Genomic DNA, 23,268 nt, shown 5'->3' on the forward strand with positions numbered 1-23,268 from the left:
AAACAAAGTGTTTTTAGTAACTTATCAATGGCAGATTAGAATTACTTCCACATTCATGACCTTTTGAATTTAGGCTATTTTTAAATCAAAAAGCACGTTACTATTCTTTTATTTGAATGAGAATAGTAACGTGCTTTATATGTAATGTAGGTCAGTAGGAAAAATAGCGTCCAAACATAAAGTTTTATAGAAGCAAAATACACCACTTAAATACTAAAATCTTATTAAGTAAAAAATTCATCTAATAATTATTGTGTGAGAAATAATTCCTACTATTATTTTTGTATCTTTCTAAATTTGCGAACCAATGCGAGTACGGTACCTGTAATAACCATCCATATGCCCATTGTTGCACTATTAGTTGTACTTGCACCCGTGTTTGGAAGTTCTTTATATGTAGATTCTTTTTTATCGGAATTACTGTTGTTCGGGATATTACTGTTATTAGTAAGGCTATTAGCTTTGCTAATGTCTTTATCTTTCACTAATACTTTTTGTATTGTATGAACCTCATTACCTACAGAATCTTTGACACTATATATTATGTCAAAAGTACCAGCTTTAGAGGTATCTACAGTTCCTTCATACGCTACTTTAGAAGTAAGGTCACCGTCCTCTTTATCAGTAGCTAATACTCCTACCATTGGATCAAATTGATCTTCCTCAGTAATTGTAGTTGTAGCAGGTACTTTTAGTATTGGTATTTCATTTTTAACTTCTTCTCTAACTTTGACCGTTACAGTTTGTTTTGCAGTTACTTCATGTCCTTTAGAATCTGTCACTGTATACATTAATACGTAAGTACCAGCTTTAGAGGTATTTATTTCACCATTAACTTTTACTTTAGAAGTAAGATCGCCATCTTCTTTATCAATAGCTAATACTTTTGCCATAGGTTCGAATGAATCGCCTATATGTATCGTCGTTGCAGTAGGTACTGTTAATGTAGGGTTTAAATCTAATGTTTCTTCATTCCCCTCTACAATTACTGTCTGCGTAGCCGCTGCATTGCCCCCTTGAGAATCAACGACAGAGTATTCCACAATGTATTTTCCTGGTTTAGAAGTATCTACATCACCTTTATGTTCTACTCGATTTGTTAAATCACCATCTTCTTTATCAATAGCTTTTACATTGCTCATTGGGTCAAATTTATCACCGACACGTAGTGTAATTGTTGGCGGTACTGTTAACTCTGGGAATTGGTTTGCCTCAGTTTTTTCGTTTTCTTTCACTGTTCCTTTAATTTTCGCTGCATCAAATGCTTTTTGAACGGCTTCAACCTCAATGGAATTTGCCCCATATTTATTTGTTGCAACTTTAAGACACGCTAATCTTAATTCAGTGAAATTAGATGTCATATTCAATTCATCAGTATTTGCATAATAGAAAATATCAAACATTTTATCTTCACCAATGCCATTTACAGTTACATCGTTATGAGTGCCACCTTTTGCAATTAAATACGCAACTTTATTAATAATACTTGAGTTGAAATGAACGCCCTCATTATCTTCTCCATTTAAATCATTGTATTTGCTATAATCATCTGGATACGGTACTCCATTAAAGAATTTTACTGAAGATGGATTTTTCATATTACGGAGAACTGATCCACTTTGTTCTCCTATTGTCCAATTAAATTCCCCATTATTTATATATTTCTCAATAGCCGTTCCCATAATATCAGATAACGCCTCGTTAATTGCCCCAGATTCTCCAAAAAATTCAAGATTAGATTCACTAGATGTAACCGCATGTGTAAATTCATGCCCCGCTATGTCAAACGATCTAACCATTGGATCACCATATATAAGCATACTAACATTGTTAATATTAGCGCTAAATGCATTTGCCCAATTTTTAGGATCATTTGTTTCTCCAGAATCCCATGCATGTACAACTGAAACTACTTTTTTCCCTTTATTATCAAAACTATTACGCTTATATTTGTCTTTATAAAAATCATATATGTTTGTTGCTAAGAAATGAGCACTTACCGCTTTTGGGTCATTAAATGTTGTTGATGTGCTAGTTGCTAATATACCAGGATAATATTTATCTTCAAAAGTAATATCTCTATAATTCACATCGTACGTTTCAATTCCTTGCCCTCTTGTGTAATCGGCAAGCGCATACTTCCCGTTACTTTGTTCAGAAATACCAAATGTACGATTTATTCCTAAATCATCTTTTCCAGTCCCGGTTAATGATTTAAAATTACTTTTTTTACTCTCCTGAATAGCTTCAACACGCTCTTCATTTACTTTTAAATCTGACTCTTGCACCATATTTTTCAACATATCACCACTATGAGCATCCACTAAATAAGTTCCAGATACATAGTTTGGTGTGGCAGCTGCAAATGTAACTTGATATGCATTTGTAGCTTGCCCACGATTTTCATCAACAAAAATAACTTCCTTAACTTCTGCCTCAGAAATAAATTGAATATCATTTCCGTACTTCGTATAAATATATTGTTTTGCTTCTTCTTTTGATAAATTAATAGGATTCTTTAAATCTTCTTTTTCTAAGTTTTGTGCACTTTCCCCTGAAACACTTTTAATAATACCCTTTTTATCTACATGAGCAGTCAATTGGTGTCCGTATACTTCTTTACCTTCATATATTTGTTGCATACGAACAAGTGTAGTCCCATCATAAGAACCACGTTTTTGAACAACTTCGTAATCTACCCCTTTGTCTCCACTCACTTGTTTTGGTGACAAAGCATGTTCCGTCTTTTCCTTAAGTGCATCTTTCACTACGTTCTCTGGCGTTTTTTGTGATGGTTTTGTAAGTTCACCTGTACGGAACGAATCTTCTTGAATATCAACTTGCATTTGATCCGTTTCCTCCGCATAACCTATCTCGTATGGTACTATGCTTGTTAAAGCGAATCCTGTTGTTAATGTAACTATAGCTATTTCTTTTTTATTTTTCATGTTATTTTCCTCGTATAATTTTTTAAAATATGAAACTGCTAAAATTCATACAATTTATTTCTAATGTAAAAAGATGACCTCTGTATTCAACAAAAGTCACCTCTTCAATATGTAATATACCTAATATGTTTTTAATATATAATTTCTATATAAAACAGAAAAAGCATTCATTAACGAGCATTTTGCAATACTTTTATTAGGTCATTTATATTTTCAACTTTCTGCTGAAACTGATCAAACCTGCTATGTAACAATGAAGGATTTTTATCTTCAGTTGAAATAACTAGTTTTAATTCCTGTTCTAATATATCATATGTATCAAAAAAATTATCAAATTCTACACTTACAAGTTCTTCATTTTCACGATAAAATCTTCTTGCTTCTATATAAGTCATATATGATTTATTTAAAAATCCTAATGAAACTAAATATTTAGAAGTGTTTTCTTGATAAATAGCAATATCACATGCTATTTTCATATCAGAATAAGTCTTTTGAACGAAACAATGCAACTCAACAATCTTAAGCTTTAATCCGTTATTCATTTTATCCCCTCCCATCCTATCTATTCTACATAAAAAAAGAATATTATACAAAGTAAAATATCAATATAGTACAAAAATAAAAAGCGAAAGAATAACTTCTTTCGCTTTTTACAGTAATACATACATTTCATATTGTGCTAACGAATTCTTTTTGAATCCAGTTTTCTTTAAAAAACCTTCTAGTAAATTGTTGTTTGGAAACCCAATTGATAAACTTGACACATTTAAGTTTTCTCTTGCCACTTGTAATAATCTTGATCCAATACCACGATTTCTATAGTCTTTGTCTACGAAAAAAAAACTAATTTTACCTTGTTCATTCATACATATTGAACCTTTTAAATCATTATCGACATATGCGCCATAAAATGTATTATTTGTTTTTTCAATATAATCCATATCATTTTGCCAATTTATATGGAAGTATAACCATTTTTGAACTTCAACTTTGAAAGCTGCAAATTCTAATTGTTTTACTTCAATTCCGTTACAGTCTTTAGTTATTATTTTAGTCATATCTTTTAAATTATAATAAGATAGATCATATACTTTTTCATAGCCTAATTTATTATAAAAACGAATCGCTCGATCATTGCCTACAATGACTTCAAGGAAAAGTTGCTTACACTCATTTTGAATCGCCTCTTCTTTATGTAATTCAAATAACTTTTGGCTCACACCAATACCACGGTAATTGGGATGAACTGCTAATGTTCCGCAGCGCATTGTTTTTATGTTTTCATAATCCTTTATCCCGCCAAGTATTACGCCAACAGATTTATTACCGTCTAAAGCAACAAATGAATGTTTTAGTGAATTCCCTTCAGCTCCAAAAAATCTTTTTATAAAATCTTCCTTTGAAACTTCCATTTTAATAATGTAATCTGAAAAGCCATCTCTAAAAGCTTCATATACTAAATCTATACTTACTTCACTGCACCTTTTGTATTGAATCATATAAAATTACCCCCACTTACTCGTGTTAAACTTAACATTCAAATACATAAAATGTACTAGCTCCACTCTACCCATCATTCTTTAATTTTTAATCCTACCATTTAATTTGAAATAAACGGGCACTTCCCTACATATCTGTCACTATTAATTTGTTTTATAACAAATGGTGCAATATCACTATTTTGAATTTTGATTCCTGGCATATCTACTAAACTCTCATTTATACGTCCAATACCATTTCCCTCTATAACAAATGGTAATCTAACAATTGTCCAATCTACTTCACTACTTTGGATAATTTGTAATTCTTTATATTTATCTTGCATCATTTTTGATAAAAAAACTTTAAATAAGGTAGCTCCTATTTTATTTACAATTCCCTTTTGATCTCCTGTAACATTTAAAGAGCCTCCGGAAATTACAATATATCTTTTTATTTCAAACTCCTTCATTGCTTCTAAAATATGCTTCGTTACTGTGCTAAAAATATAAGATTCATTTTTGGGTTGACCTACTGCATTAATTACAGCTCCACACCCTTTAAGTAATTTGCGTATTGAAGCAAAATCACGTGCATCTCCATTAATGATCTCTATATTTTCATTTGTTATTTTGATATTATTAGAATTTCTTGTTAATATTTTTACTTGATACCCCTTATCTAGCGCTTCTTTTACAAGGAATTTCCCCGCTTTTCCGTTTGCACCCAAAATAGCTATTTTATTTGTACTTTCCAATATTAACCCCTCTCACTATCTATGATTTACTACATTAATCTCATATACACGTAAAAAAGCAATTAAATGCTCACACGCTCGTTCACATGCTAACGTTTTAAAGATTTTTTGTTCCTCTTTCGTTTTATCATTCGCTTGATCTGAAGCAGCTTTTAAACATAGAAAAGGTTTGTTATTGATTTGGCACACATAAGCAAAAGCTGCCACTTCTTGATCAACCGCTAATGCTCCATATACAGTATGGAGTAAATATCTCATTTCTGAACTACGAATACGTTGATCTCCAGATAAAAATGTACCATAATGAATCGAATCATATGATCGTATCTTTTTTATTCTTCTTACAAGCGACTTTGTTGTTTCAATAGGTGCTGTCCTACCATTATATAAATTAAAAACATCTTCCCCCGAACCGGCAGCAGTAACATCGTGTTGTATTGCATTAAGAGCTACTACAATATGTCCATTTTTCACCTTATTTGATAGACTTCCACATATTCCTGTCATAAACAACTCATCTGGCTGAAACTCACTAATTAATAATTGTACACAACTTGCACAGCTTACTTTCCCAACTCCAGTTATAACTGAAATAATTTCCAGATCATTTATAGTATGAAAATGAAATTCCCAAGCTGCTCTTTTTTCAATGCGTTCACTTGGATAATATTGATGCAAATACGTAAGTTCAGGTTCCCATGCGGCTACGATTGCAATACGTTTCATTACACGCTTCACTTCCCCTATTGTTATCATGTAAATACTTTATCTATACTCTCTCGTTCATAATCTGGAATCCACTCTTTATATTTCTCATATAAATTTCGGATTGTTTCTTTATTCTTTGCAATTACTTCACATCCTCTATCATCGTAAATAAACATGATAATATCTTTCGATACATTTATAAGAAATACATCTGGATAAGAAATTTCTTTTTTGCGTCCAAAACGAGGATAAAGATCCGGAAATTCTTCATGATTTGCAGCTTGAATAAGCGATTGATATTTAATATCTTCTGTAAAGCATTTTAATGAAAATTGATATGTACAATATAAATCAGCGTCTTCATCTTCAAATAGAAAAGCTAACGTTTCTTGTTTTATTTGGAAATTTAAATCCATCTTTTTAATAAATTTATTGTATACATTTATTTTCTGCGAATTTTTCATATTTTCCTTTTTAAATCGATAAACATTTGTTATTAAAAAGACTTCATCTTCTTTTGAAAATATATCTTCAAACAAGTATTTATTATATGTATAAAGCTGAGTGAAGTATTCCCTATTTACATCGTCAGTTCTTTCTACAAATAGGTCTTTCCCTTTCCCAAAATGAAAATGCAAATGATTTTCCCACTGAAAGTATATATGTGGTACTAATGTAACCCCAGGAAATGTTTGATTCATATATTCTTTTAATTGCATTCGTATACCTTTTCTACTCTATAATTTCTTTTAACTGCCTATATGCATCTTTTAGCCAAGGATGTATAACTTTCAACGTTTCTTTTCTTTCCCACAAAAATGAAATATATGCAAATGCAGCATGTTCTAAAGATTTTTCTATCCCCTTTTTTACGTCTACTAAGTATGGTGGTGTCCCATTTTGATCCCATTCTATTTTATCAGCAACAAATAACACTAAATCCATCTTCGTTGCATGTTTACGCAACGTGGTATGGCAACAAATTGCATTTAAAATCTCTTCATCTGTTACTTTAAATATCTGTTCTGCGATTACTCTCGACAATTTTTGATGAATAATCATTGGAAACTCTCGCTCTTCTTGTAATATCTCTATTCCGAATTGCTCAGCAACTACAATCCGATCTCCATTCGGAAAGATTGCACTAATATCATGTAAATATCCTGCAATTGCTGCCTTTTCTTCATTTACATGATACATAACTGCAATTTTACGAGACTCATTTGCCACTCGAATTGAATGTTTATATGTAACTTCTTTATTGTATTTTAATAGAAAAGCTTTTATATCATTTTCAATTTTTCCAGTTGGAGTAAATGAGTATATATCCTTATATAACATCTTAAGTCCCCCTTCTTCCTAACTTTCAATATAACGTTGTATTTAAATATCCTTTTTATTTGTATTCGTTATTAATGTTTTAATCCCTTTTTTATACGTTACATGAAATTTTATAGAGAATCATTACTACAAAACACATAAATGTTTGATATTATAGTAATGTTAATGATTTGTAAGGAAAGGAACTACATAATGAATAAAAATATATTAATTATTGATGACGATAAAGAAATTGTTGAATTACTTGCTGTTTATTTGCGAAATGAAGGCTATAACATTTATAAAGCATATGATGGAGATGAAGCATTACAAATGATTTCTACATATGAAGTTGACCTTATGATTTTGGATATTATGATGCCAAAACGAAATGGATTAGAAGTTTGCCAAGAAGTTCGTGAAAATAATACTGTACCTATTCTTATGCTGAGTGCAAAAGCAGAAGATATGGATAAAATATTAGGTCTTATGACTGGTGCAGACGATTATATGATTAAACCATTCAATCCATTAGAATTAGTAGCTAGAGTGAAAGCTTTACTACGAAGATCATCTTTCCAAAATGCTACTTCTCCAAAAAATGAAGATGGTATGATTCGCATTCGTTCTGCTGAAATTCACAAACATAATCATACTGTAAAAGTAAATGGAGAATATATTAAACTTACATCTATTGAATTTGATATTTTATATTTACTTGCGAGTAATACAGGACGAGTATTTAGTTCCGAAGAAATTTTTGAACGTGTTTGGAATGAAGATGGTTATGGTTCAAATAAAACTGTAATGGTCCACATTAGTAATTTACGGGACAAACTTGAAACAGGAATGAATGGAGAAAAATTTATTCATACTGTTTGGGGAGTGGGCTATAAAATTGAGAAATGAAGCATTTGATATATTAAAGGATATCCCAAAGTGGAAGTTAATTTTTTGGTTCATGTTAGCTATCACACTTACCCCTATTACTGAATTAATTATATATCGTCTTGTTACAAGTGTAATTGAAAGTTCACTTACATTAAGCGAACTCGGCAAAGAGTTCATTAGAATTTTTGGTTATGAAAAATATAAAGGAATAAAAGAATCTCTTTGGATGATGATCGTCTCTTATTTATTTTTATTTTCGATTTTCTCATCTTACCTATACATTTTTTACCGTCATGAAAGAAAGCTTTACTATGAAACTTGCATTAAAAAAATGATAGAAGAGATTCGTTATATTGCAAATGGAAACTTCAATCATAAAGTTTCTATCGTAAACCATAATTATTTGGAAGAGTTAGCAAGCGGGGTTAATCAAATTGTTGAACAATTGAAAGTCTCAATTGATGAAGAAAGACAGGCAGAACAAGCAAAAAGTGAATTGATTACAAATGTATCACATGATTTACGCACTCCTCTTACCTCTATAGTTGGATACGTGAATTTAATCCACCATGATAATTATAGAGATGAAGTGGAATTACGTCATTATATACAAGTCATTTACGATAAAGTAACCCGTCTTAATGCATTAATGAATGATTTGTTTGAATATACACGTGTTCAAAATAAAGAATTAAGTTTATATTCTGTCCCTATTGATATTGTGGAGCTTCTTGGACAATTAACAGTTCAATTTCGAATACAGCTTCAAGAGGCTAATATTGATTGTCGCCCCTTTTTTCCATCAAAGAAGCTAATGGTATTAGCTGATGGAGACAAATTAGTGCGCGTATTTGAAAATCTAATTATTAATGCTATCGCTTACGGTAACGATGGTGATTATATTGATATTACTGCTTATGAAAGTAATAATATGATTGCAATCGATATAACCAATTACGGCCAACCTATTCCAAGTACCGATTTACCCCATATTTTTGAACGTTTTTATCGCGTTGAGAAATCGCGCTCTACAAACACTGGTGGATCTGGACTCGGGTTGGCAATTGCAAAGAGTATTGTCGAATTGCATAAAGGAACAATTGAAGTGTATAGTGATGACAAAAAAACAACATTCACTGTAAAACTACAACCATATAAATGTTAATACAGCTTAATTTTAGGTCCAATTTCTTACGATATAAGAAATTGGACCTTTTATTTTCCAGTAACATCAAAATTTAATAATCCTTTATAATTCTTTAGAAATTCTTTACCTTTTCTTTCTTCCTAATTAAGCATTCCTTTTTACAATATTATTATCGATGTCATAATAGGAGGATCGCTTATGCAATTCTTAAAAAAATTCGCAATTTTATTATTATCTTTTGTTATTACTGCACTTATCGTTTTATATTTTTATCTTTATGTAAATGGCCCAATTATTCAAGCTAAATCAGCTATTTTAATAGATGCTCATTCAGGTGAAGTTGTTTATACAAAAAATGAAGAAACTCCTATACAATCGGCTACTTTATCTAAATTAATGACAGAATATATCGCACTAGAACAACTGAATGAAGGAAATATACAGTTAGATGAAGTCGTAAAAATAAGTAACGAAGTTTTCCAAGCAGAAACGAGTCCTATACAAGTAACTTCGAAAGATAAAACGACGGTTCGTGATTTACTACATGCATTGTTATTGACAGGGAATAATCGTTCCGCACTTGCCCTTGCAGAACATATCGCTGGAAACGAAGATAATTTTACACAGTTAATGAATGAAAAAGCAAAACGCTTAAAGTTATCACAACCATCTCCGTTTCTAAACGCTACTGGAATGAATAACGATACAAATAAACTTTCAACTACAACAGCAATTGAAGTTGCTAAACTAGCAACAGAATTAGTAACAGACTTTCCAGATGTACTGAACGTTACCAAACTAACCTCTTACCAGTTCTCCTTCAAAGATACGAAAGTTTTCAACACCAATAAAATGATATATTCCCTCAATAAAAACATTAAACTCCAAGGTGTTGATGGCTTACAAACTAGTTTTTCAACTAATGGCAATTATAGTTTTGTCAGTACCGCAAAACGAGGAGATACTAGACTTATTTCAGTAATATTAGACGCCGAAAATGAAAACAGTACGTTTATTGAAACAAAAAAGTTACTTCAGTACGGCTTTGATCCTTCTTCTTACTCTGCACTCCAAGCGTTCAAAGATGCGGTTACATCTTGGGCAGTTTTGCTTCAGTTTAAAAATTTGATTATACAAACATTGTTGATTTTCTTCATTATAACAATTTTAATGTTCTTACATATACGTCAGAAAAAATCCGAGGATTTCAACTAGGAAATCTTCTTATATATAGAAAACGGCTTACATTTACAACGTAAGCCGTTTTCTAAATCTATAGCCCTCGCCCATATAGATAACTGACCGATATGATGAATTTCATGTACAATTACGTGCCTTAAGACCTCACCATATGTATATGTTTTATCTGTCCACGAAGCTTTTAATAGCTTACATTCTAAGTTAGCTGACCATACTTGTAAAAATTCTTCTACTTCTCTTTTATACAAATCAGATAGCGCTTTCACCTTCTGGATTGATTGATACTCTTTAAACTGCGGTGCACCATCTTCTTTTTCTTGAAGCGCATTAATCCAGCTATACTCAACATCTACAATATGAAATAATGTTTCTAAAATACTTCCAACACCACCAACACGCTTGCGGAGTAATTCTTCCTCTGAAAGTTGCTCACACCACTTAAACCAATCATCTCTTACTTGCCAATTGTATTGAAATAAAGTGTACATATTTATCCCTCCCCTACCTCAATTATCCACTTAATCGCATCTATTATATATTTCGGCTCATCTTTTTGAATACTTGAATACATTTTAAAATCATCAACTTGTACATATTTTTCTATACTTTTAACCATTGACGTCACTTCTCTTTGATTCAGTTCCTCTTCAATTTGATTAATTATTTCATCTACAGATAAAAATCCATCCAACACAATATCTGAATTTGGCTTTACAGTACGAAGCGCCTCCAAATAGGCTTTTCTAGCATAGTTTATATAATGCATTAAATCATTATGTATTTCATTCATTGTATCTTCTTTAAAATCTCGCAAAATTCTTCTAGCCATTGCAATATCTAAAGGCGTGTCAATAAATATAGTTACATCAATAAATTGTTGCATTTCACTATCCATTTACAAATACCTGCAGGACAGTTATCAAAGTTGTAGCTATCAAAATATAGTGCTTTTGAATTCATTAATTTATGAGTTAATCTTTCTGTAACAGTAGTTTTACCTGGTTTGAAATTCTTATAAAAATCTATAAATTGTTGGCGAACCAAGTCAAATGCCAACTACCGAAAAGGAATCTCACCTTTTTCCTGTCCGTAAGATTTGTGACCTTTTCATCCACCTATTGTGAAAGAATGACGGCAGGTTCCTGTTAGGAACGGTCTTTTCTTGCATACTACCATTCATCCAAGTCAGCAATATGCAAGAGGTTATAAGAAATAAACCAGTACCTCCCTTCTATATTTAAATTTTAAATAATAATTGTTGATTGCTCATATAAACAGTTTTGTGAAGAATACTCCACAATTTCCAATTGTGATGATCTTTCCATGTTTTAATCGTTTGTAGCCATTTTTTATATACTTTTTTCGTATTCGTATCCTTTTCGCTTTCTTCCATTGAAGCGACAAGAATACGGAGTTTTGTTGTAATTTTGTTTTTTAATAATAGAACAACTTCTTTAGGTAATCTTTCTTGGAAACCTAATCCACGTCTTGCGATTGTGAACGCAGCGGTTTCGTGAACACTAATACCAAACTTTTTACTATATTTTAATTTGCCGATCACACTTGTATAGGCAGGATTTACTGTTTTGACAGAAAATCCGTTACGAAGAGCCATACGAATTAAACTATCCAACATTTTTTTATACGTAAATTGATGAAATTTACGATTGCTGTATTTATCAGTATCATGAGACTGTTGGAATTTCAAATCCTCTAAAACAATACCACCTACATTGTTTTCTATTAACCATTTTTTGATTTGTTGTACGATTTGTCCGATTACTGTTGTGCGTTTGTTTGTTGAAAATGTATCAAGATTGTGTAAGTAAAAGATCTTCGAACCCTTAAAATTACCTTGTTTTGTACATAAACTAACTGCAATTCGATCCGGATTTACATCGATCCCTGCAATTAAATCAGATTGTGGTGTTTCTTTAAAATCTAATACACGACCTATTTCCGTTTCATCAAACGTAATGTTTACATAAAAATCATTTTGTTTGCGAATAATTTCTACACTATATTTTTGATGATCTATAATCGGTTTTCCTTTTGGATTTACACCGATTTGTTCCCCCATAACAACATTTGTGATTTCATGATAAAAACGATATGGAATAATAATCGGAACTTTGATTCGTGGGCTTTTTGTTTTTCCATTTGTTAGTCCTAATGGATTTGCAATTTCTAACCATCCTTGCCCACAATCATCAACTGTAATGCGCATGTTCAAATTCCCTTTTTTACTTTTATCTCCGCGAGAATATAATTGCCTTGTACGTAAATCTTTCCATTCTTGATTGGATATCTTATCTTTCATTCTTTCATAGAAATTTTTCCGTCCACCAAAAATAATAGGAGGTAATGTTCCATTTTTAATATGTGTTTCATACATTTCAATTTTTTGTTCTAATTTTTGTTGTCTTTTTCTTAATCCAATTAGACAAATTTCTAATGAAACTTTTTTGGGGTTTTTCCTGCCACTTTCATAATCATCTTTTTTTTGTAATGTTTTTTCTAATTTTTTTTGATTGTTTTCTAGGTAAACAGGAAGAAGTTCTTTTTGGGAGGAAAGGATGGTTTGTGCTTGCAAAACTGCATCTTCACAAAAGCGTTTGTTTAACAAATATTTAGGTTGTAGTTTTTTAATCAATTCTTTCTCGTTTTCTCCTTCAATTAATCGATTTAAACTATATCGTTTTGCACTTTCGAAGGTGCGAATTAAAGAAATTAAATCTTCTATTTGTTCTTTTGTAATAGAATTGATTTTACAAGTCCGCGTTGTTTTCATCCTTTTCACCCTTTTCTAATACAGATTTTATTGTATTTTCTAATTTTCTACCTCCTCTTTTTCCATAAATTTTTGCAGAAAAAGAAGTTGTGATTGCTATAAGATCTTCCACTAGCTCTTCTTCTTCGTTTTTTTCTATATGCTCTATACAATATATGTTTACTCCTAAATCTTTTAAATGAGATTCGATATAAGAAAAACCGAATCTAGCTAATCTATCTTTATATTCAATCAAAATAACAGAAGGTGCCTTTTCTTTACAATCTCTCAACATTGTTTGGAAACCTTTTCTGTTTTCGTTTAATCCACTTGCGATATCTTTATAAATACCTGTAATTCTGTATTCTTTTTCAACTGCAAATGTAGTTAATCGTTGTAATTGTCTATCTAAATTATCACTTTCGAGTTGTTTTTTGTGGATACTCTTCCATATATAAATACATCATTCGTTTCTGTTTTTGCATGGGTTTCGCTTTTCTTTTGAAATGCCACAACTTTTTCAAGATCATATATTCGATGACCTTTTGGCGTTCTATTCGCAATAAAAACACCTTCTTTATCCCAATTCCGTAAAGTTTGTTGTGTTTTACCTAATATGTTTGCAGCTTTCCCAATTGAAATATAATTCTTCATTTTCATCACCTAAAAATATTGTATGTTAAATTATGTAAAATACACAACCCGTAATTATAAAATTTTATAGTGTTTTATAAATTTTTGTTTACTGTTATTTCCTCCTCCTGAAACAGCTGCAATTGAAATTACTTTAGTATTTTTATTCATAACTTCCCACCATACCCCTTTTAATTAACATAACATAATTATAAAAAACTAAGATTTTTTATCACTCCATTCATATTCTAACATACTCATTTCCCATAAATTCCAATACATTTCTCCTACTTTTTTCGACTCTCTTAATAACCCTTCTTTTACAAATCCTATTTTTTCGTAACATGAAATGGCTGACGTATTAAAATCATAGACACCAAGAGTTACTCTATGTAGTTTTAATTCTTCAAATGCAATATGAAGTACTGCTTTCATCATATGCTTCCCTATAGAACGTCCTCTCATTTTCGTATCACCAACTAGTACTTTCCCAATCCTGGCAGATTTATTTATATTGTCTATTTGTCCAAGTGAAATATGACCAACTACCTCTTTGGTGTCTTCATCTATCACTTTGAATGCAAGTGTATTTGCACTTTCTATATATTTTTCTAATTGCTGTTCATTTAAAGGATATGTAAATGCATTTCCCGACCATTGTATTAAAAAATCCTCGGAGTCAATCCAATCAATTAATGGCTTGAAATCAGATTTTTTAAAGGGCTTTAGTTTAATCAACTTCATTCTCCTTTCATTACACCATTCTATATATCCTCAAACCTATTTCTATATATAGAATATATTCTCCTTTTATACGAAATGAAAATAAAGCCATTCATAAGAATGGCTTTACAAAAACATAGCTCAGTTATGCTATGTTTCCTATGTTAACAATGGTTCAATTGCTTCAATTTTACAAACTGAAATAATTACTGTAACTACCCCAGCACTATTAGCAAGCTTTACAACATCACAAGTGACAGAAGAAACAGTTCCTGCATAATTATTAGTTCCTGTTGTAATGCGCACTGATCTGTTTACTAACTTTCTCAGCTCATCTCTAATTCCTTGTACACAGCAACAATCGCATTTTTTATTTTGCTCTTCATGTTCTTTTTTACACTCTTCGAAAACATCCCAACAATCATCCTGTTTACATGTACACTTCTTTTTACAATTATTAAATCGAGAACCCAAAATCTCACCCCCTAATCATTTCTATTAATATAGTATGTCCACTAACTTTAAAGTGTACGAGGCAAAAACATAGAAAGGAAAAAACAAACACATGTACTAAATTATCCTGTATATATAAAAACTGACCTCTAACAATTAGAGGTCAGTTCACATTATACATGCTTTAATTTTATAATTTACTAGACTGTAATCCCTGAATAAACGGAACTACCTCAGGATTTACAAGTGATGATAAATCGCCTAATTCTTTTCCTAAATAAGCGGCTTTAATGACGCGTCGCATTACTTTAGAATTACGTGTTTTCGGTAAATCTTCTACAACCTGAATATCTTTTGGACATAATGCTTTTCCAATATGAGAGTTTACTAAACTCATTAATTCTTTCTTTAATTCTTCAGTAAATGTTACATTATCTCTTAATACTACAAAACAATGACAAACTTCACCTTTTACATCATCTGGTACACCAATCGCGGCAGCTTCTATGACATCATTATGCTTTACAAGAATTGATTCATATTCAGCAGGTCCAATACGTTTCCCAGCAATGTTTAACGTATCATCCGAGCGTCCTGTAATAATATATTGCTCACCATCGTAAACAACCCAGTCACCATGAACCCATTTATTTTCAAAACGTGACCAATATGTGTTCACATAACGCTCATCGTCTTCCCAGAAACTTTTCGTCATACCAACCCAAGGTTTCTCTAAACATAATTCTCCAACTTCATCACGAATCGGATTGCCTTGATCATCGAGCACAACCGCTGCCATTCCTGGTAAAGAAGCGTTAAAGCTAATCGGTGCAATTGGTTTAATAAGGACGTTCCCGAAAATCCCACCAGAAATTTCAGTCCCGCCTGAATAGTTACAAATTGGTACATTACTTTTTCCAACTGTTTCAAATAGCCACATCCAAGGATCTGGATTCCAAGGCTCACCTGTTGAGGCGAATACTTCTAAACTCTTAAGTGAATGTTTATTTACATACTCATCACCTTTTGCCATTAACGCACGAATTAATGTTGGTGATATACCGAGATGTGTAATTTCATATTTATCAACTGTCTCCCATAAACGATCTGCTTCTGGGAAGTCCGGAACACCTTCATACATAACCATCGTTGCTCCATTAATGAGAGAGCCAAATAGTAAAAATGGTCCCATCATCCATCCCATATCAGTTACCCATAATACGCGGTCACCTTGTTTGATATTCATTCCAAATCCCGCATCAAAAGCTGCTTTTAAAGGAAATCCAGCATGAGTGTGTACTGTCCCTTTCGGTTTTCCAGTAGTACCTGATGTATAAATGAGCATTAATGGATCATCACTATGCATTTCTTCAGCATGTACAAATGGCTTTTCTTTTTCTAACGTACTCCATGAGAAATCATAATTATGCGGTGTAAAATCATTTCCTGCATGACGTACGATAACAACTTTTTCAACAGTTGGACAATGCTCACAAGCTTTATCTACTTCATCTTTTAATGAAACAATTTTACCTCGGCGTGAAAAACCATCTGCAGTAATAATCATTTTAGACCCTGCCGCTTGTACACGTGTCATGACTGCATCAGATGCAAATCCTGAGAATATTGGTGAAATAATTGCTCCGATCTTCATAACCGCTAGCATCGCAACAACTGTTTCTGGAATCATCGGCATATAAATTGTGACACGATCACCTTTTTCAATACCCGCATGTTTCAAACCGTTTGCAACGCGACTTACCCAGCTATCAAGCTCCTCATATGTAAATGATTTTGAAGTTCCATTTTCCCCTTCATACTGAAGTGCTGGTTGTGTTCTCGTTTCATCATCTGCAAGCCAGCGTGATAAAACCGATTCTACAACATTACATGTTCCGCCATTATACCACTGTGCAAATGGCGTACCATTTTCTAAATCTAGCACTTCTGTATAAGGTTTCATCCATTGATAGCCAACTGCTTTCTCAGCTTCTCCCCAAAACCAAGCCGTTTCTTCGATTGACTTATTATAAAACGTTTCATAATCTTCATAGCCCAATGATTTCATCCAACCATATAAACGCGTTTTTTCTTTATACTCTTCTGTTGGAAACCAAACTGCTTGTTTCAATGTTTTCCCCTCCTTGACTTTTTGAGCAAGAAAGCCCTAAATAGGGCTTTTAAACTGGATAAACAGGATGTTTACGATCCGTAAACACTTGATATTTACTCATATACATTTCGAATCGTCCTTTTAACTCTTCTCTTAAATTGTTCGGATGAACAATACCATCAATGACCATCTCTGATGCTAAATGGTAAATATCAATATCTTTCTTATACTCTTCGCGTTTTTCAGCAATGAAGCTATCACGCTCTTCTTCAGGCAAAGCTGCAATCTTATTTGCATATACAGCATTGACCGCGGCTTCTGGACCCATTACCGCAATAGAAGCTGTTGGTAATGCTAGGCAGCAATCTGGTTCAAAAGCTGGACCTGCCATCGCATATAAGCCAGCACCATATGCTTTACGAACAACGATAGAAACTTTCGGTACAGTTGCTTCACTCATTGCGGAAATCATTTTTGCACCGTGACGAATAATACCAGCACGTTCTACTTTTGTACCAATCATAAATCCAGGTACATCTGCAAGGAATAGTAACGGAATATGATATGCATCGCATAAATTAATAAACTTCGCTGCTTTATCAGCTGAATCGTGGAATAATACGCCGCCTTTCATTCGCGGTTGATTTGCAATAATACCAACTGGCTTACCATCAATACGTGCTAAACCTGTAATTAGTTCTTGAGCAAATAATTTTTTCACTTCATAGAAAGAACCTTCATCAATAACTCTATTAATAAGATCTTTCATATTGAAAGGAGCATTTTGATTTTCTGGAATGATTTCTTCTAACGTTTTATCGAATTGTTTCGGTTCTTGAGGTGTAACTAATGGAGTCTTTTCTAAGTAGTTGTTTGGAAAATATGAAATGTATTGTCTTGCTTGTGTAATCGCATCTTCTTCTGTCTTACATAAAACATCTCCGCATCCTGATACAGAGCAATGCATACGAGCTCCGCCCATCTCTTCTAACGTTACCTTCTCACCGATAACCATCTCAGCCATACGAGGAGACCCTAAATACATAGATGCATTTCCCTCAACCATCATTACAACGTCACAAAAGGCTGGAATATAAGCACCACCAGCTGCAGAAGGTCCAAATAACAAGCATACTTGAGGAACTTTACCTGATAATTTCACTTGATTATAGAAGATTCTTCCTGCACCGCGGCGCCCTGGGAACATTTCAACTTGATCAGTAATACGTGCTCCAGCAGAGTCAACTAAATAAAATAACGGAACACGTAATTTTTCTGCCGTTTCTTGAATACGTAAAATCTTTTCGACTGTACGAGCGCCCCATGATCCAGCCTTTACTGTTGAATCATTCGCCATTACACATGCTGTACGACCATGTATTTTACCCGTTGCTGTTATAACACCATCAGCGGGTAACCCTGTTTGTTCACAATTTGCAAATAATGCATCTTCTACATATTCACCATTATCAAATAAAAGAGCTAAGCGATCTCGAACGAATAGTTTACCTTTCGCTTTGTTTTGTTCATGATATTTTGGTGCACCGCCTTGTTTAATCGTTTCAACTCGTTCTTCAAATGTATTCGATTGTTGTTTTTGATCTAACATATTTACTCCCCCTTATACATTGGTGTGCGTTTTTCCTTGAATGCCTGTAATCCTTCTAATCTATCTTTCGTATGGATTACACCTTCATACGCTTGTTTTTCCATTTGTAATCCGGTATGTAAATCAACTTGAATACCGTTTGAAATTGCTTCTTTCGCTAATCGAACAGCAATAGGGCCATTACTAGCAATTTTCTCTGCTATTTCAATCGCTTTTTCTTCAAGTAAATGAGCTGGTACAACAAATTCTACTAGACCATATTCTTTCGCTTCTTGTGCCGAAATACGTCTTCCTGTATAAATTAATTCTTTCGCTCTACCAACACCAATTAACCTTGGCAATCGCTGCGTACCACCCGCTCCTGGTATAATTGCAAGTGTAGTTTCAGTAAGACCAAGACTTGCAGATTCAGCCGCAATTCTAAAATCACAAGCTAAACTTAATTCCGTACCACCACCAAGTGCGATTCCATTTATAGCAGCAATAACTGGCTGTGGTAATTGTTCAACCATTTCCATAGTAGTGCGAATCATACTAACAGCATGGCGAACTTGTTCTTCATTCATACCAGCGCGTTCTTTTAAATCAGCACCAGCACAAAACGCTTTTTCACCAGCACCTGTTAGAATAACTACACGAGTATTTGACTCTTCATTTATTTGAGTTAATATGTTTTGTAACTCTTCTAATAACGCTAAAGATAATGAGTTGGCTTGTCTTTCACGATATAACGAAATCTTTACAACATGAGGTGTTACATAATCAACTGAAATGTTTTGTAATTGTAGCATCTTCTCACCTACTTATCGTTTTATGTTGAAGCGCTCTATACACATGACTCGGTAATTGAATATTTAATTTACTTTGAATAAATTGACTCGCTCTCAATAACTTCTCTTCATCAATATTCGTTTGGACACCTAACTTATGGAGCATATGAACTAAGTCATCAGTTGCAACATTGCCTGATGCTCCTGGTGCATATGGACAGCCGCCAAGACCACCACAAGAACTATCAAATGTTGCAATACCATATTCTAAAGACTTTACTACATTCGCAAGAGCCATTCCGTACGTATTATGGAAGTGCATTGCAAACTGCGAAGCATCATATTTCTTTAATAAATGCTCTAATACTCGCTCTACTTGTAACGGATTCGCTACTCCGATTGTGTCACCAAGAGACACTTCATAAATGCCGTATGAAAATAGTTGATCACATAATTCGTCAACTGCTACGAGACTTATATCCCCTTCATAAGGACAGCCAAATACAGTAGAAACATAGCCTCTTACTTTTTTCCCTTCGAATAATGCCTGTTTTGTTATATCTTCAATTACAACTAATGCTTCTTGAATTGATTTATTAATATTGCTTTTATTATGAGATTCACTTGCTGATAAAAAAACATTCACCTCATCTACATTTTGCAAAAAAGCTCGCTCCAAACCATTTTGATTTGGAACAAGCGCTGCATATGTAACATTTGGATCCCTTTTCAGCTCAGAAAACACATCATTTGCATCTGCCAATGCAGGGACCCATTTAGGGTGAACGAATGAGGAAACTTCAACGTACGATAATCCAGCCTCTGTAAGTAGTTGAATCCATTTTACTTTATCTTTTGTGCCAACAATCTTTTTTTCATTTTGTAAGCCATCACGTGGCCCGACTTCTTTAATGACAGCAAAATTAGGTAGTTTCAATTCGCTTCCCCCCTATATCTCCCTATTCAATTTCTAGTAATACATCTCCTTCATTTACAAAATCGCCTTCTTGCACATTAATTTTCATAACTGTGCCAGCTTCTTCTGAAACGATTGGAATTTCCATTTTCATAGATTCCAAAATGACGACATCCTGTTCTTCCTCTACTGTATCCCCTACTCCTACAACAATCTTCCAAACGTTTCCTGCCATCGATGCATATACTTTCGTCATCATTTTTTCCCCCTTAGTATTGTTAAATCTTATTTTTTAACAAGTTGTTTCGTTACAAAACCTGTTGTATAAATGCCCTCTTTAAACACTTCGTCCTCTAATACTTGAAGTAGCATTGGCGTGTTCGTTTTAATACCTTCTACTTTTAATTCTTCTAATGCATCGTGTAATTTGGAAATTGCTTCTTCACGCGTTTCACCATGAGCAATGACTTTCGCAATCATTGGATCATAGAAAGGTGTAATCGTTACTTGATTCTCCAAAAAGTGATCAATACGTACATTTGTTGGAAGCGTTAAATCTGTAATTTTCCCAGGTGATGGGAAGAAAGTTTTCGGATCTTCTGCATAAATACGTGCCTCGATGGCATGACCACTACGTTTTACATCATCTTGTGTAAACGATAATTTTTCACCATATGCAATTAGAAGTTGTTGTTCTACAAGATCTAAACCAGTAATTTCTTCTGTAACTGGATGCTCTACTTGTAATCTCGTATTCATCTCTAAAAAATAGAAGTTTTTCTGATCATCTACAAGAAACTCAACTGTACCTGCATTTGTATAACCAAGTGCTTTAGCAGCTTGTACAGCAACTTCACCCATCGCTTTTCGTGTACCTTCATCTAAAAATGGTGAAGGTGCTTCTTCAATTACTTTCTGATTTCGGCGCTGTACTGAACATTCACGCTCCCATAAATACACTGTGTTACCATGTGTATCTGCTAAAAGCTGAATTTCAATATGATGTGCATCTGCAATATAGCGCTCTAAATACATTTCTCCGTTACCGAAGAAGTTTTGTGCTCTTGTTTTGTTGCTTTCAAATGCTTTGGTGAGCGTTTGCTCAGTTTCCATCAACTGCATTCCAATGCCTCCGCCGCCTGCGGATGCCTTCAACATTAATGGGTAACCAATTTGTTTAGCAATTTCAATTGCTTCTTCAGCAGTTTCAATATTTGTAGTAATACCTGGAACTACTGGGACATCTGCAGCTTGCATCGCAATACGTGATTCGATTTTACTTCCCATCTTCGTAATGATTTCTTCTGATGGACCAATAAATACGATTCCTTCTTCTTTACAACGAACCGGAAAAGATGGATTCTCAGATAATAATCCATACCCCGGGTGGATTGCTTCAGCATTTGTCTTCTTAGCTATTTCAATAATTTTTTCAAGGTTTAAATAGCTTTCTTGGACACGCGGCCCACCTACTAAGTAAGCTTCATTTGCCATTTTTACATGCAAGGCATTTTCATCTGCCTCAGAATAAATAGCAACAGTGCGAATACCAAGTTTTTGACAAGTTTTCATAATACGAACTGCGATTTCCCCGCGATTAGCAATTAATATTTTTTGAAACATAGTGATTCCTCCTTTTTATCTACATCCTAAATGTCTAGCAATTACGAGACGTTGAATTTCAGAAGTTCCTTCACCAATTTCTAATAGTTTCGCATCACGAATATGTCGTTCTACTTCATATTCACGCATATAGCCGTATCCACCGTGAATTTGTACCGCTTGATTTGCAATACGACTAGCAGCCTCAGATGCGAAAAGTTTTGCCATAGCCGCTTCTTTACCGAAAGGTTTATCGTTATCTTTTAACCAAGCTGCTTTATGTACTAAATTACGCGCTAGCTCTACTTCAGTCGCCATATCAGCTAATTTAAATTGAATCGCTTGGAAATTAGAAATTGACTTTCCAAATTGTTGACGTTCTTTCGCATATTGCAGTGCACGTTCAAATGCAGATTGCGCAATACCAACAGCTAATGCTGCGATTGAAATACGTCCTCCATCAAGTGTATATAAGAATTGTTTAAACCCTTTATTTACATCACCAAGTATATTTTCTTTCGGTACACGTACACTATCAAGTACGATTTCACATGTATTAGAAGCACGTACGCCCATCTTATCGTAAGGGCTTGAAATCGTTAACCCTTCACTAGTAGTCGGTACGATAAATGCAGAAATACGTTTTCTACCATTCTCTTCAACACCGTTGACAGCGGTTACAATAATTGTGTTTGCATACTCTGCATTTGTAATCCAACACTTCTCACCACTAATAACATACTCGTCTCCATCTAATATAGCTTTCGTTTGTGTACCACCTGCATCAGATCCAGCATTCGGCTCAGTTAGTCCGAAAGCACCTAACGTTTTGCCTGATGCCATTGGAACTAAATATTTCTGTTTTTGTTCTTCTGTACCGAAATAATAAATTGGAGAAGCACCTAATGAAATTGTTGCAGCGTAACTTAATCCTGTTCCACCACAAGCACGACCAATTTCTTCAACTGCTAACGCGTACGATACAGTATCGCCACCTGAACCTCCATACTCTTCTGGGAATGGGATACCTAATAATCCTAGTTCGCCCATTTTTTGAAATGTTTCATATGGAAATTCTGCAGTTTTGTCATAATATACAGCTTTCGGTGCGATTTCCTTTTCAGCAAAGTCACGTACCATTTCTTTAATCATTTGTTTTTCGCGAGTTAGAGTAAATTCCATTCCGCTACACACCCCTTATCGAATATTGAGTTTCGACAGCGTGC

23 protein-coding genes and 1 pseudogene are annotated in these 23,268 nt (G+C 33.5%); 3 read left to right on the forward strand and 21 right to left on the reverse strand.

Annotated elements, in window-relative coordinates; all coding sequences use genetic code 11:
- Nucleotides 1–275 precede the first annotated feature (275 nt).
- From ACTFRS_RS05555 to yqeK, 7 genes are all read right to left on the reverse strand, one after another.
- Nucleotides 276–2,948, reverse strand: a complete 2,673-nt coding sequence (locus ACTFRS_RS05555) for a M4 family metallopeptidase (RefSeq protein WP_139869074.1) — start codon at nucleotides 2,946–2,948, stop codon at nucleotides 276–278.
- A gap of 170 nt (nucleotides 2,949–3,118) precedes the next feature.
- On the reverse strand, nucleotides 3,119–3,493 hold the full coding sequence (locus ACTFRS_RS05560) for a hypothetical protein (RefSeq protein WP_049114040.1): 375 nt from the start codon (nucleotides 3,491–3,493) through the stop codon (nucleotides 3,119–3,121).
- A 108-nt stretch (nucleotides 3,494–3,601) separates the two neighbouring features.
- On the reverse strand, nucleotides 3,602–4,450 hold the full coding sequence (locus tag ACTFRS_RS05565; protein WP_242294249.1) for a GNAT family N-acetyltransferase: 849 nt from the start codon (nucleotides 4,448–4,450) through the stop codon (nucleotides 3,602–3,604).
- A 101-nt stretch (nucleotides 4,451–4,551) separates the two neighbouring features.
- The gene (locus ACTFRS_RS05570; protein WP_098922383.1) at nucleotides 4,552–5,187 is read right to left on the reverse strand and encodes an SDR family oxidoreductase; all 636 of its coding nucleotides are present in this window, start codon (nucleotides 5,185–5,187) and stop codon (nucleotides 4,552–4,554) included.
- Nucleotides 5,188–5,202: 15 nt separating this feature from the next.
- On the reverse strand, nucleotides 5,203–5,940 hold the full coding sequence (gene mtnN / locus ACTFRS_RS05575) for a 5'-methylthioadenosine/S-adenosylhomocysteine nucleosidase (protein ID WP_242294264.1): 738 nt from the start codon (nucleotides 5,938–5,940) through the stop codon (nucleotides 5,203–5,205).
- On the reverse strand, nucleotides 5,940–6,614 hold the full coding sequence (locus ACTFRS_RS05580) for a DUF3885 domain-containing protein (RefSeq protein ID WP_439194703.1): 675 nt from the start codon (nucleotides 6,612–6,614) through the stop codon (nucleotides 5,940–5,942). The genes mtnN and ACTFRS_RS05580 overlap by 1 nt, the downstream gene beginning before the upstream one ends.
- Nucleotides 6,615–6,627: 13 nt before the next feature.
- Complete coding sequence (yqeK, locus tag ACTFRS_RS05585; protein WP_139869077.1) at nucleotides 6,628–7,236, reverse strand: bis(5'-nucleosyl)-tetraphosphatase (symmetrical) YqeK; 609 nt, start codon at nucleotides 7,234–7,236, stop codon at nucleotides 6,628–6,630.
- A gap of 192 nt (nucleotides 7,237–7,428) precedes the next feature.
- Here yqeK and ACTFRS_RS05590 point away from each other — a divergent pair, with 192 nt between their 5' ends.
- The 3 genes from ACTFRS_RS05590 (at nucleotide 7,429) to ACTFRS_RS05600 (ending at nucleotide 10,468) form a co-directional block, all read left to right on the forward strand.
- Nucleotides 7,429–8,124, forward strand: coding sequence for a response regulator transcription factor (locus ACTFRS_RS05590; RefSeq protein WP_062822442.1), 696 nt, complete (start codon nucleotides 7,429–7,431; stop codon nucleotides 8,122–8,124).
- On the forward strand, nucleotides 8,114–9,271 hold the full coding sequence (locus tag ACTFRS_RS05595) for a sensor histidine kinase (protein ID WP_001243288.1): 1,158 nt from the start codon (nucleotides 8,114–8,116) through the stop codon (nucleotides 9,269–9,271). The genes ACTFRS_RS05590 and ACTFRS_RS05595 overlap by 11 nt, the downstream gene beginning before the upstream one ends.
- Nucleotides 9,272–9,451: 180 nt before the next feature.
- Nucleotides 9,452–10,468, forward strand: a complete 1,017-nt coding sequence (locus tag ACTFRS_RS05600; protein WP_139869078.1) for a D-alanyl-D-alanine carboxypeptidase family protein — start codon at nucleotides 9,452–9,454, stop codon at nucleotides 10,466–10,468.
- On the opposite strand, the gene ACTFRS_RS05605 is transcribed toward ACTFRS_RS05600, so the two are convergent.
- The 14 genes and pseudogenes from ACTFRS_RS05605 to ACTFRS_RS05670 all read right to left on the reverse strand — a co-directional run bounded on the left by ACTFRS_RS05605 (nucleotide 10,465) and on the right by ACTFRS_RS05670 (nucleotide 23,224).
- Entirely contained in the window at nucleotides 10,465–10,941 is a 477-nt protein-coding gene (locus tag ACTFRS_RS05605) for a DinB family protein (protein ID WP_440023995.1), read from the reverse strand. The genes ACTFRS_RS05600 and ACTFRS_RS05605 overlap by 4 nt on opposite strands.
- A 134-nt stretch (nucleotides 10,942–11,075) precedes the next feature.
- A pseudogene (locus tag ACTFRS_RS05610) lies at nucleotides 11,076–11,497 on the reverse strand (hypothetical protein); the annotation flags it as partial.
- 193 nt (nucleotides 11,498–11,690) lie between these two features.
- Nucleotides 11,691–13,244, reverse strand: a complete 1,554-nt coding sequence (locus tag ACTFRS_RS05615; protein WP_440023993.1) for an IS200/IS605 family accessory protein TnpB-related protein — start codon at nucleotides 13,242–13,244, stop codon at nucleotides 11,691–11,693.
- Nucleotides 13,222–13,683, reverse strand: a complete 462-nt coding sequence (locus tag ACTFRS_RS05620; protein WP_440048711.1) for an IS607 family transposase — start codon at nucleotides 13,681–13,683, stop codon at nucleotides 13,222–13,224. Before ACTFRS_RS05620 ends, ACTFRS_RS05615 begins: the two co-directional genes overlap by 23 nt.
- Complete coding sequence (locus ACTFRS_RS05625; RefSeq protein WP_440023991.1) at nucleotides 13,632–13,877, reverse strand: MerR family DNA-binding transcriptional regulator; 246 nt, start codon at nucleotides 13,875–13,877, stop codon at nucleotides 13,632–13,634. The genes ACTFRS_RS05620 and ACTFRS_RS05625 overlap by 52 nt, the downstream gene beginning before the upstream one ends.
- Nucleotides 13,878–14,075: 198 nt before the next feature.
- Nucleotides 14,076–14,600, reverse strand: coding sequence for a GNAT family N-acetyltransferase (locus ACTFRS_RS05630; RefSeq protein WP_440023989.1), 525 nt, complete (start codon nucleotides 14,598–14,600; stop codon nucleotides 14,076–14,078).
- A gap of 138 nt (nucleotides 14,601–14,738) precedes the next feature.
- A complete protein-coding gene (exsK, locus tag ACTFRS_RS05635) occupies nucleotides 14,739–15,053 on the reverse strand; it encodes an exosporium protein ExsK (RefSeq protein WP_000535567.1) in 315 nt (104 codons plus the stop codon).
- A 169-nt stretch (nucleotides 15,054–15,222) separates the two neighbouring features.
- Nucleotides 15,223–17,163, reverse strand: coding sequence for an AMP-binding protein (locus ACTFRS_RS05640; protein ID WP_139869080.1), 1,941 nt, complete (start codon nucleotides 17,161–17,163; stop codon nucleotides 15,223–15,225).
- A gap of 49 nt (nucleotides 17,164–17,212) precedes the next feature.
- Nucleotides 17,213–18,754: an acyl-CoA carboxylase subunit beta gene (locus tag ACTFRS_RS05645; RefSeq protein ID WP_139869081.1), complete on the reverse strand. Its 1,542-nt coding sequence runs from the start codon at nucleotides 18,752–18,754 to the stop codon at nucleotides 17,213–17,215.
- 2 nt (nucleotides 18,755–18,756) lie between these two features.
- Complete coding sequence (locus tag ACTFRS_RS05650; protein ID WP_431084570.1) at nucleotides 18,757–19,545, reverse strand: enoyl-CoA hydratase; 789 nt, start codon at nucleotides 19,543–19,545, stop codon at nucleotides 18,757–18,759.
- A gap of 4 nt (nucleotides 19,546–19,549) precedes the next feature.
- Nucleotides 19,550–20,461, reverse strand: a complete 912-nt coding sequence (gene mvaB, locus ACTFRS_RS05655) for a hydroxymethylglutaryl-CoA lyase (RefSeq protein ID WP_242294254.1) — start codon at nucleotides 20,459–20,461, stop codon at nucleotides 19,550–19,552.
- Between the two features lie 22 nt (nucleotides 20,462–20,483).
- Entirely contained in the window at nucleotides 20,484–20,699 is a 216-nt protein-coding gene (locus ACTFRS_RS05660; RefSeq protein ID WP_001985297.1) for an acetyl-CoA carboxylase biotin carboxyl carrier protein subunit, read from the reverse strand.
- Nucleotides 20,700–20,725: 26 nt separating this feature from the next.
- A complete protein-coding gene (locus ACTFRS_RS05665; RefSeq protein ID WP_087953717.1) occupies nucleotides 20,726–22,063 on the reverse strand; it encodes an acetyl-CoA carboxylase biotin carboxylase subunit in 1,338 nt (445 codons plus the stop codon).
- Between the two features lie 15 nt (nucleotides 22,064–22,078).
- On the reverse strand, nucleotides 22,079–23,224 hold the full coding sequence (locus tag ACTFRS_RS05670; RefSeq protein ID WP_087953718.1) for an acyl-CoA dehydrogenase: 1,146 nt from the start codon (nucleotides 23,222–23,224) through the stop codon (nucleotides 22,079–22,081).
- Nucleotides 23,225–23,268: the final 44 nt, after the last annotated feature.

The sequence above is a fragment of the Bacillus cereus group sp. MYBK139-1 genome (assembly GCF_051916915.1).
Lineage (GTDB): Bacteria > Bacillota > Bacilli > Bacillales > Bacillaceae_G > Bacillus_A > Bacillus_A pacificus.

What these genes read in the sequence shown, in the direction of transcription:
- ACTFRS_RS05615 (WP_440023993.1), bottom strand. Translation starts at nt 13,244, where the DNA reads ATGAAAACAACGCGGACTTGTAAAATCAATTCTATTACAAAAGAACAA.
- yqeK (WP_139869077.1), bottom strand. Translation starts at nt 7,236, where the DNA reads ATGTTATATAAGGATATATACTCATTTACTCCAACTGGAAAAATTGAA.
- ACTFRS_RS05630 (WP_440023989.1), bottom strand. Translation starts at nt 14,600, where the DNA reads ATGAAGTTGATTAAACTAAAGCCCTTTAAAAAATCTGATTTCAAGCCA.
- ACTFRS_RS05555 (WP_139869074.1), bottom strand. Translation starts at nt 2,948, where the DNA reads ATGAAAAATAAAAAAGAAATAGCTATAGTTACATTAACAACAGGATTC.
- ACTFRS_RS05560 (WP_049114040.1), bottom strand. Translation starts at nt 3,493, where the DNA reads ATGAATAACGGATTAAAGCTTAAGATTGTTGAGTTGCATTGTTTCGTT.
- ACTFRS_RS05565 (WP_242294249.1), bottom strand. Translation starts at nt 4,450, where the DNA reads ATGATTCAATACAAAAGGTGCAGTGAAGTAAGTATAGATTTAGTATAT.
- ACTFRS_RS05580 (WP_439194703.1), bottom strand. Translation starts at nt 6,614, where the DNA reads ATGCAATTAAAAGAATATATGAATCAAACATTTCCTGGGGTTACATTA.
- ACTFRS_RS05670 (WP_087953718.1), bottom strand. Translation starts at nt 23,224, where the DNA reads ATGGAATTTACTCTAACTCGCGAAAAACAAATGATTAAAGAAATGGTA.
- ACTFRS_RS05625 (WP_440023991.1), bottom strand. Translation starts at nt 13,877, where the DNA reads ATGAAGAATTATATTTCAATTGGGAAAGCTGCAAACATATTAGGTAAA.
- ACTFRS_RS05600 (WP_139869078.1), top strand. Translation starts at nt 9,452, where the DNA reads ATGCAATTCTTAAAAAAATTCGCAATTTTATTATTATCTTTTGTTATT.
- ACTFRS_RS05590 (WP_062822442.1), top strand. Translation starts at nt 7,429, where the DNA reads ATGAATAAAAATATATTAATTATTGATGACGATAAAGAAATTGTTGAA.
- ACTFRS_RS05605 (WP_440023995.1), bottom strand. Translation starts at nt 10,941, where the DNA reads ATGTACACTTTATTTCAATACAATTGGCAAGTAAGAGATGATTGGTTT.
- ACTFRS_RS05645 (WP_139869081.1), bottom strand. Translation starts at nt 18,754, where the DNA reads ATGTTAGATCAAAAACAACAATCGAATACATTTGAAGAACGAGTTGAA.
- ACTFRS_RS05650 (WP_431084570.1), bottom strand. Translation starts at nt 19,545, where the DNA reads ATGCTACAATTACAAAACATTTCAGTTGATTATGTAACACCTCATGTT.
- ACTFRS_RS05660 (WP_001985297.1), bottom strand. Translation starts at nt 20,699, where the DNA reads ATGATGACGAAAGTATATGCATCGATGGCAGGAAACGTTTGGAAGATT.
- ACTFRS_RS05665 (WP_087953717.1), bottom strand. Translation starts at nt 22,063, where the DNA reads ATGTTTCAAAAAATATTAATTGCTAATCGCGGGGAAATCGCAGTTCGT.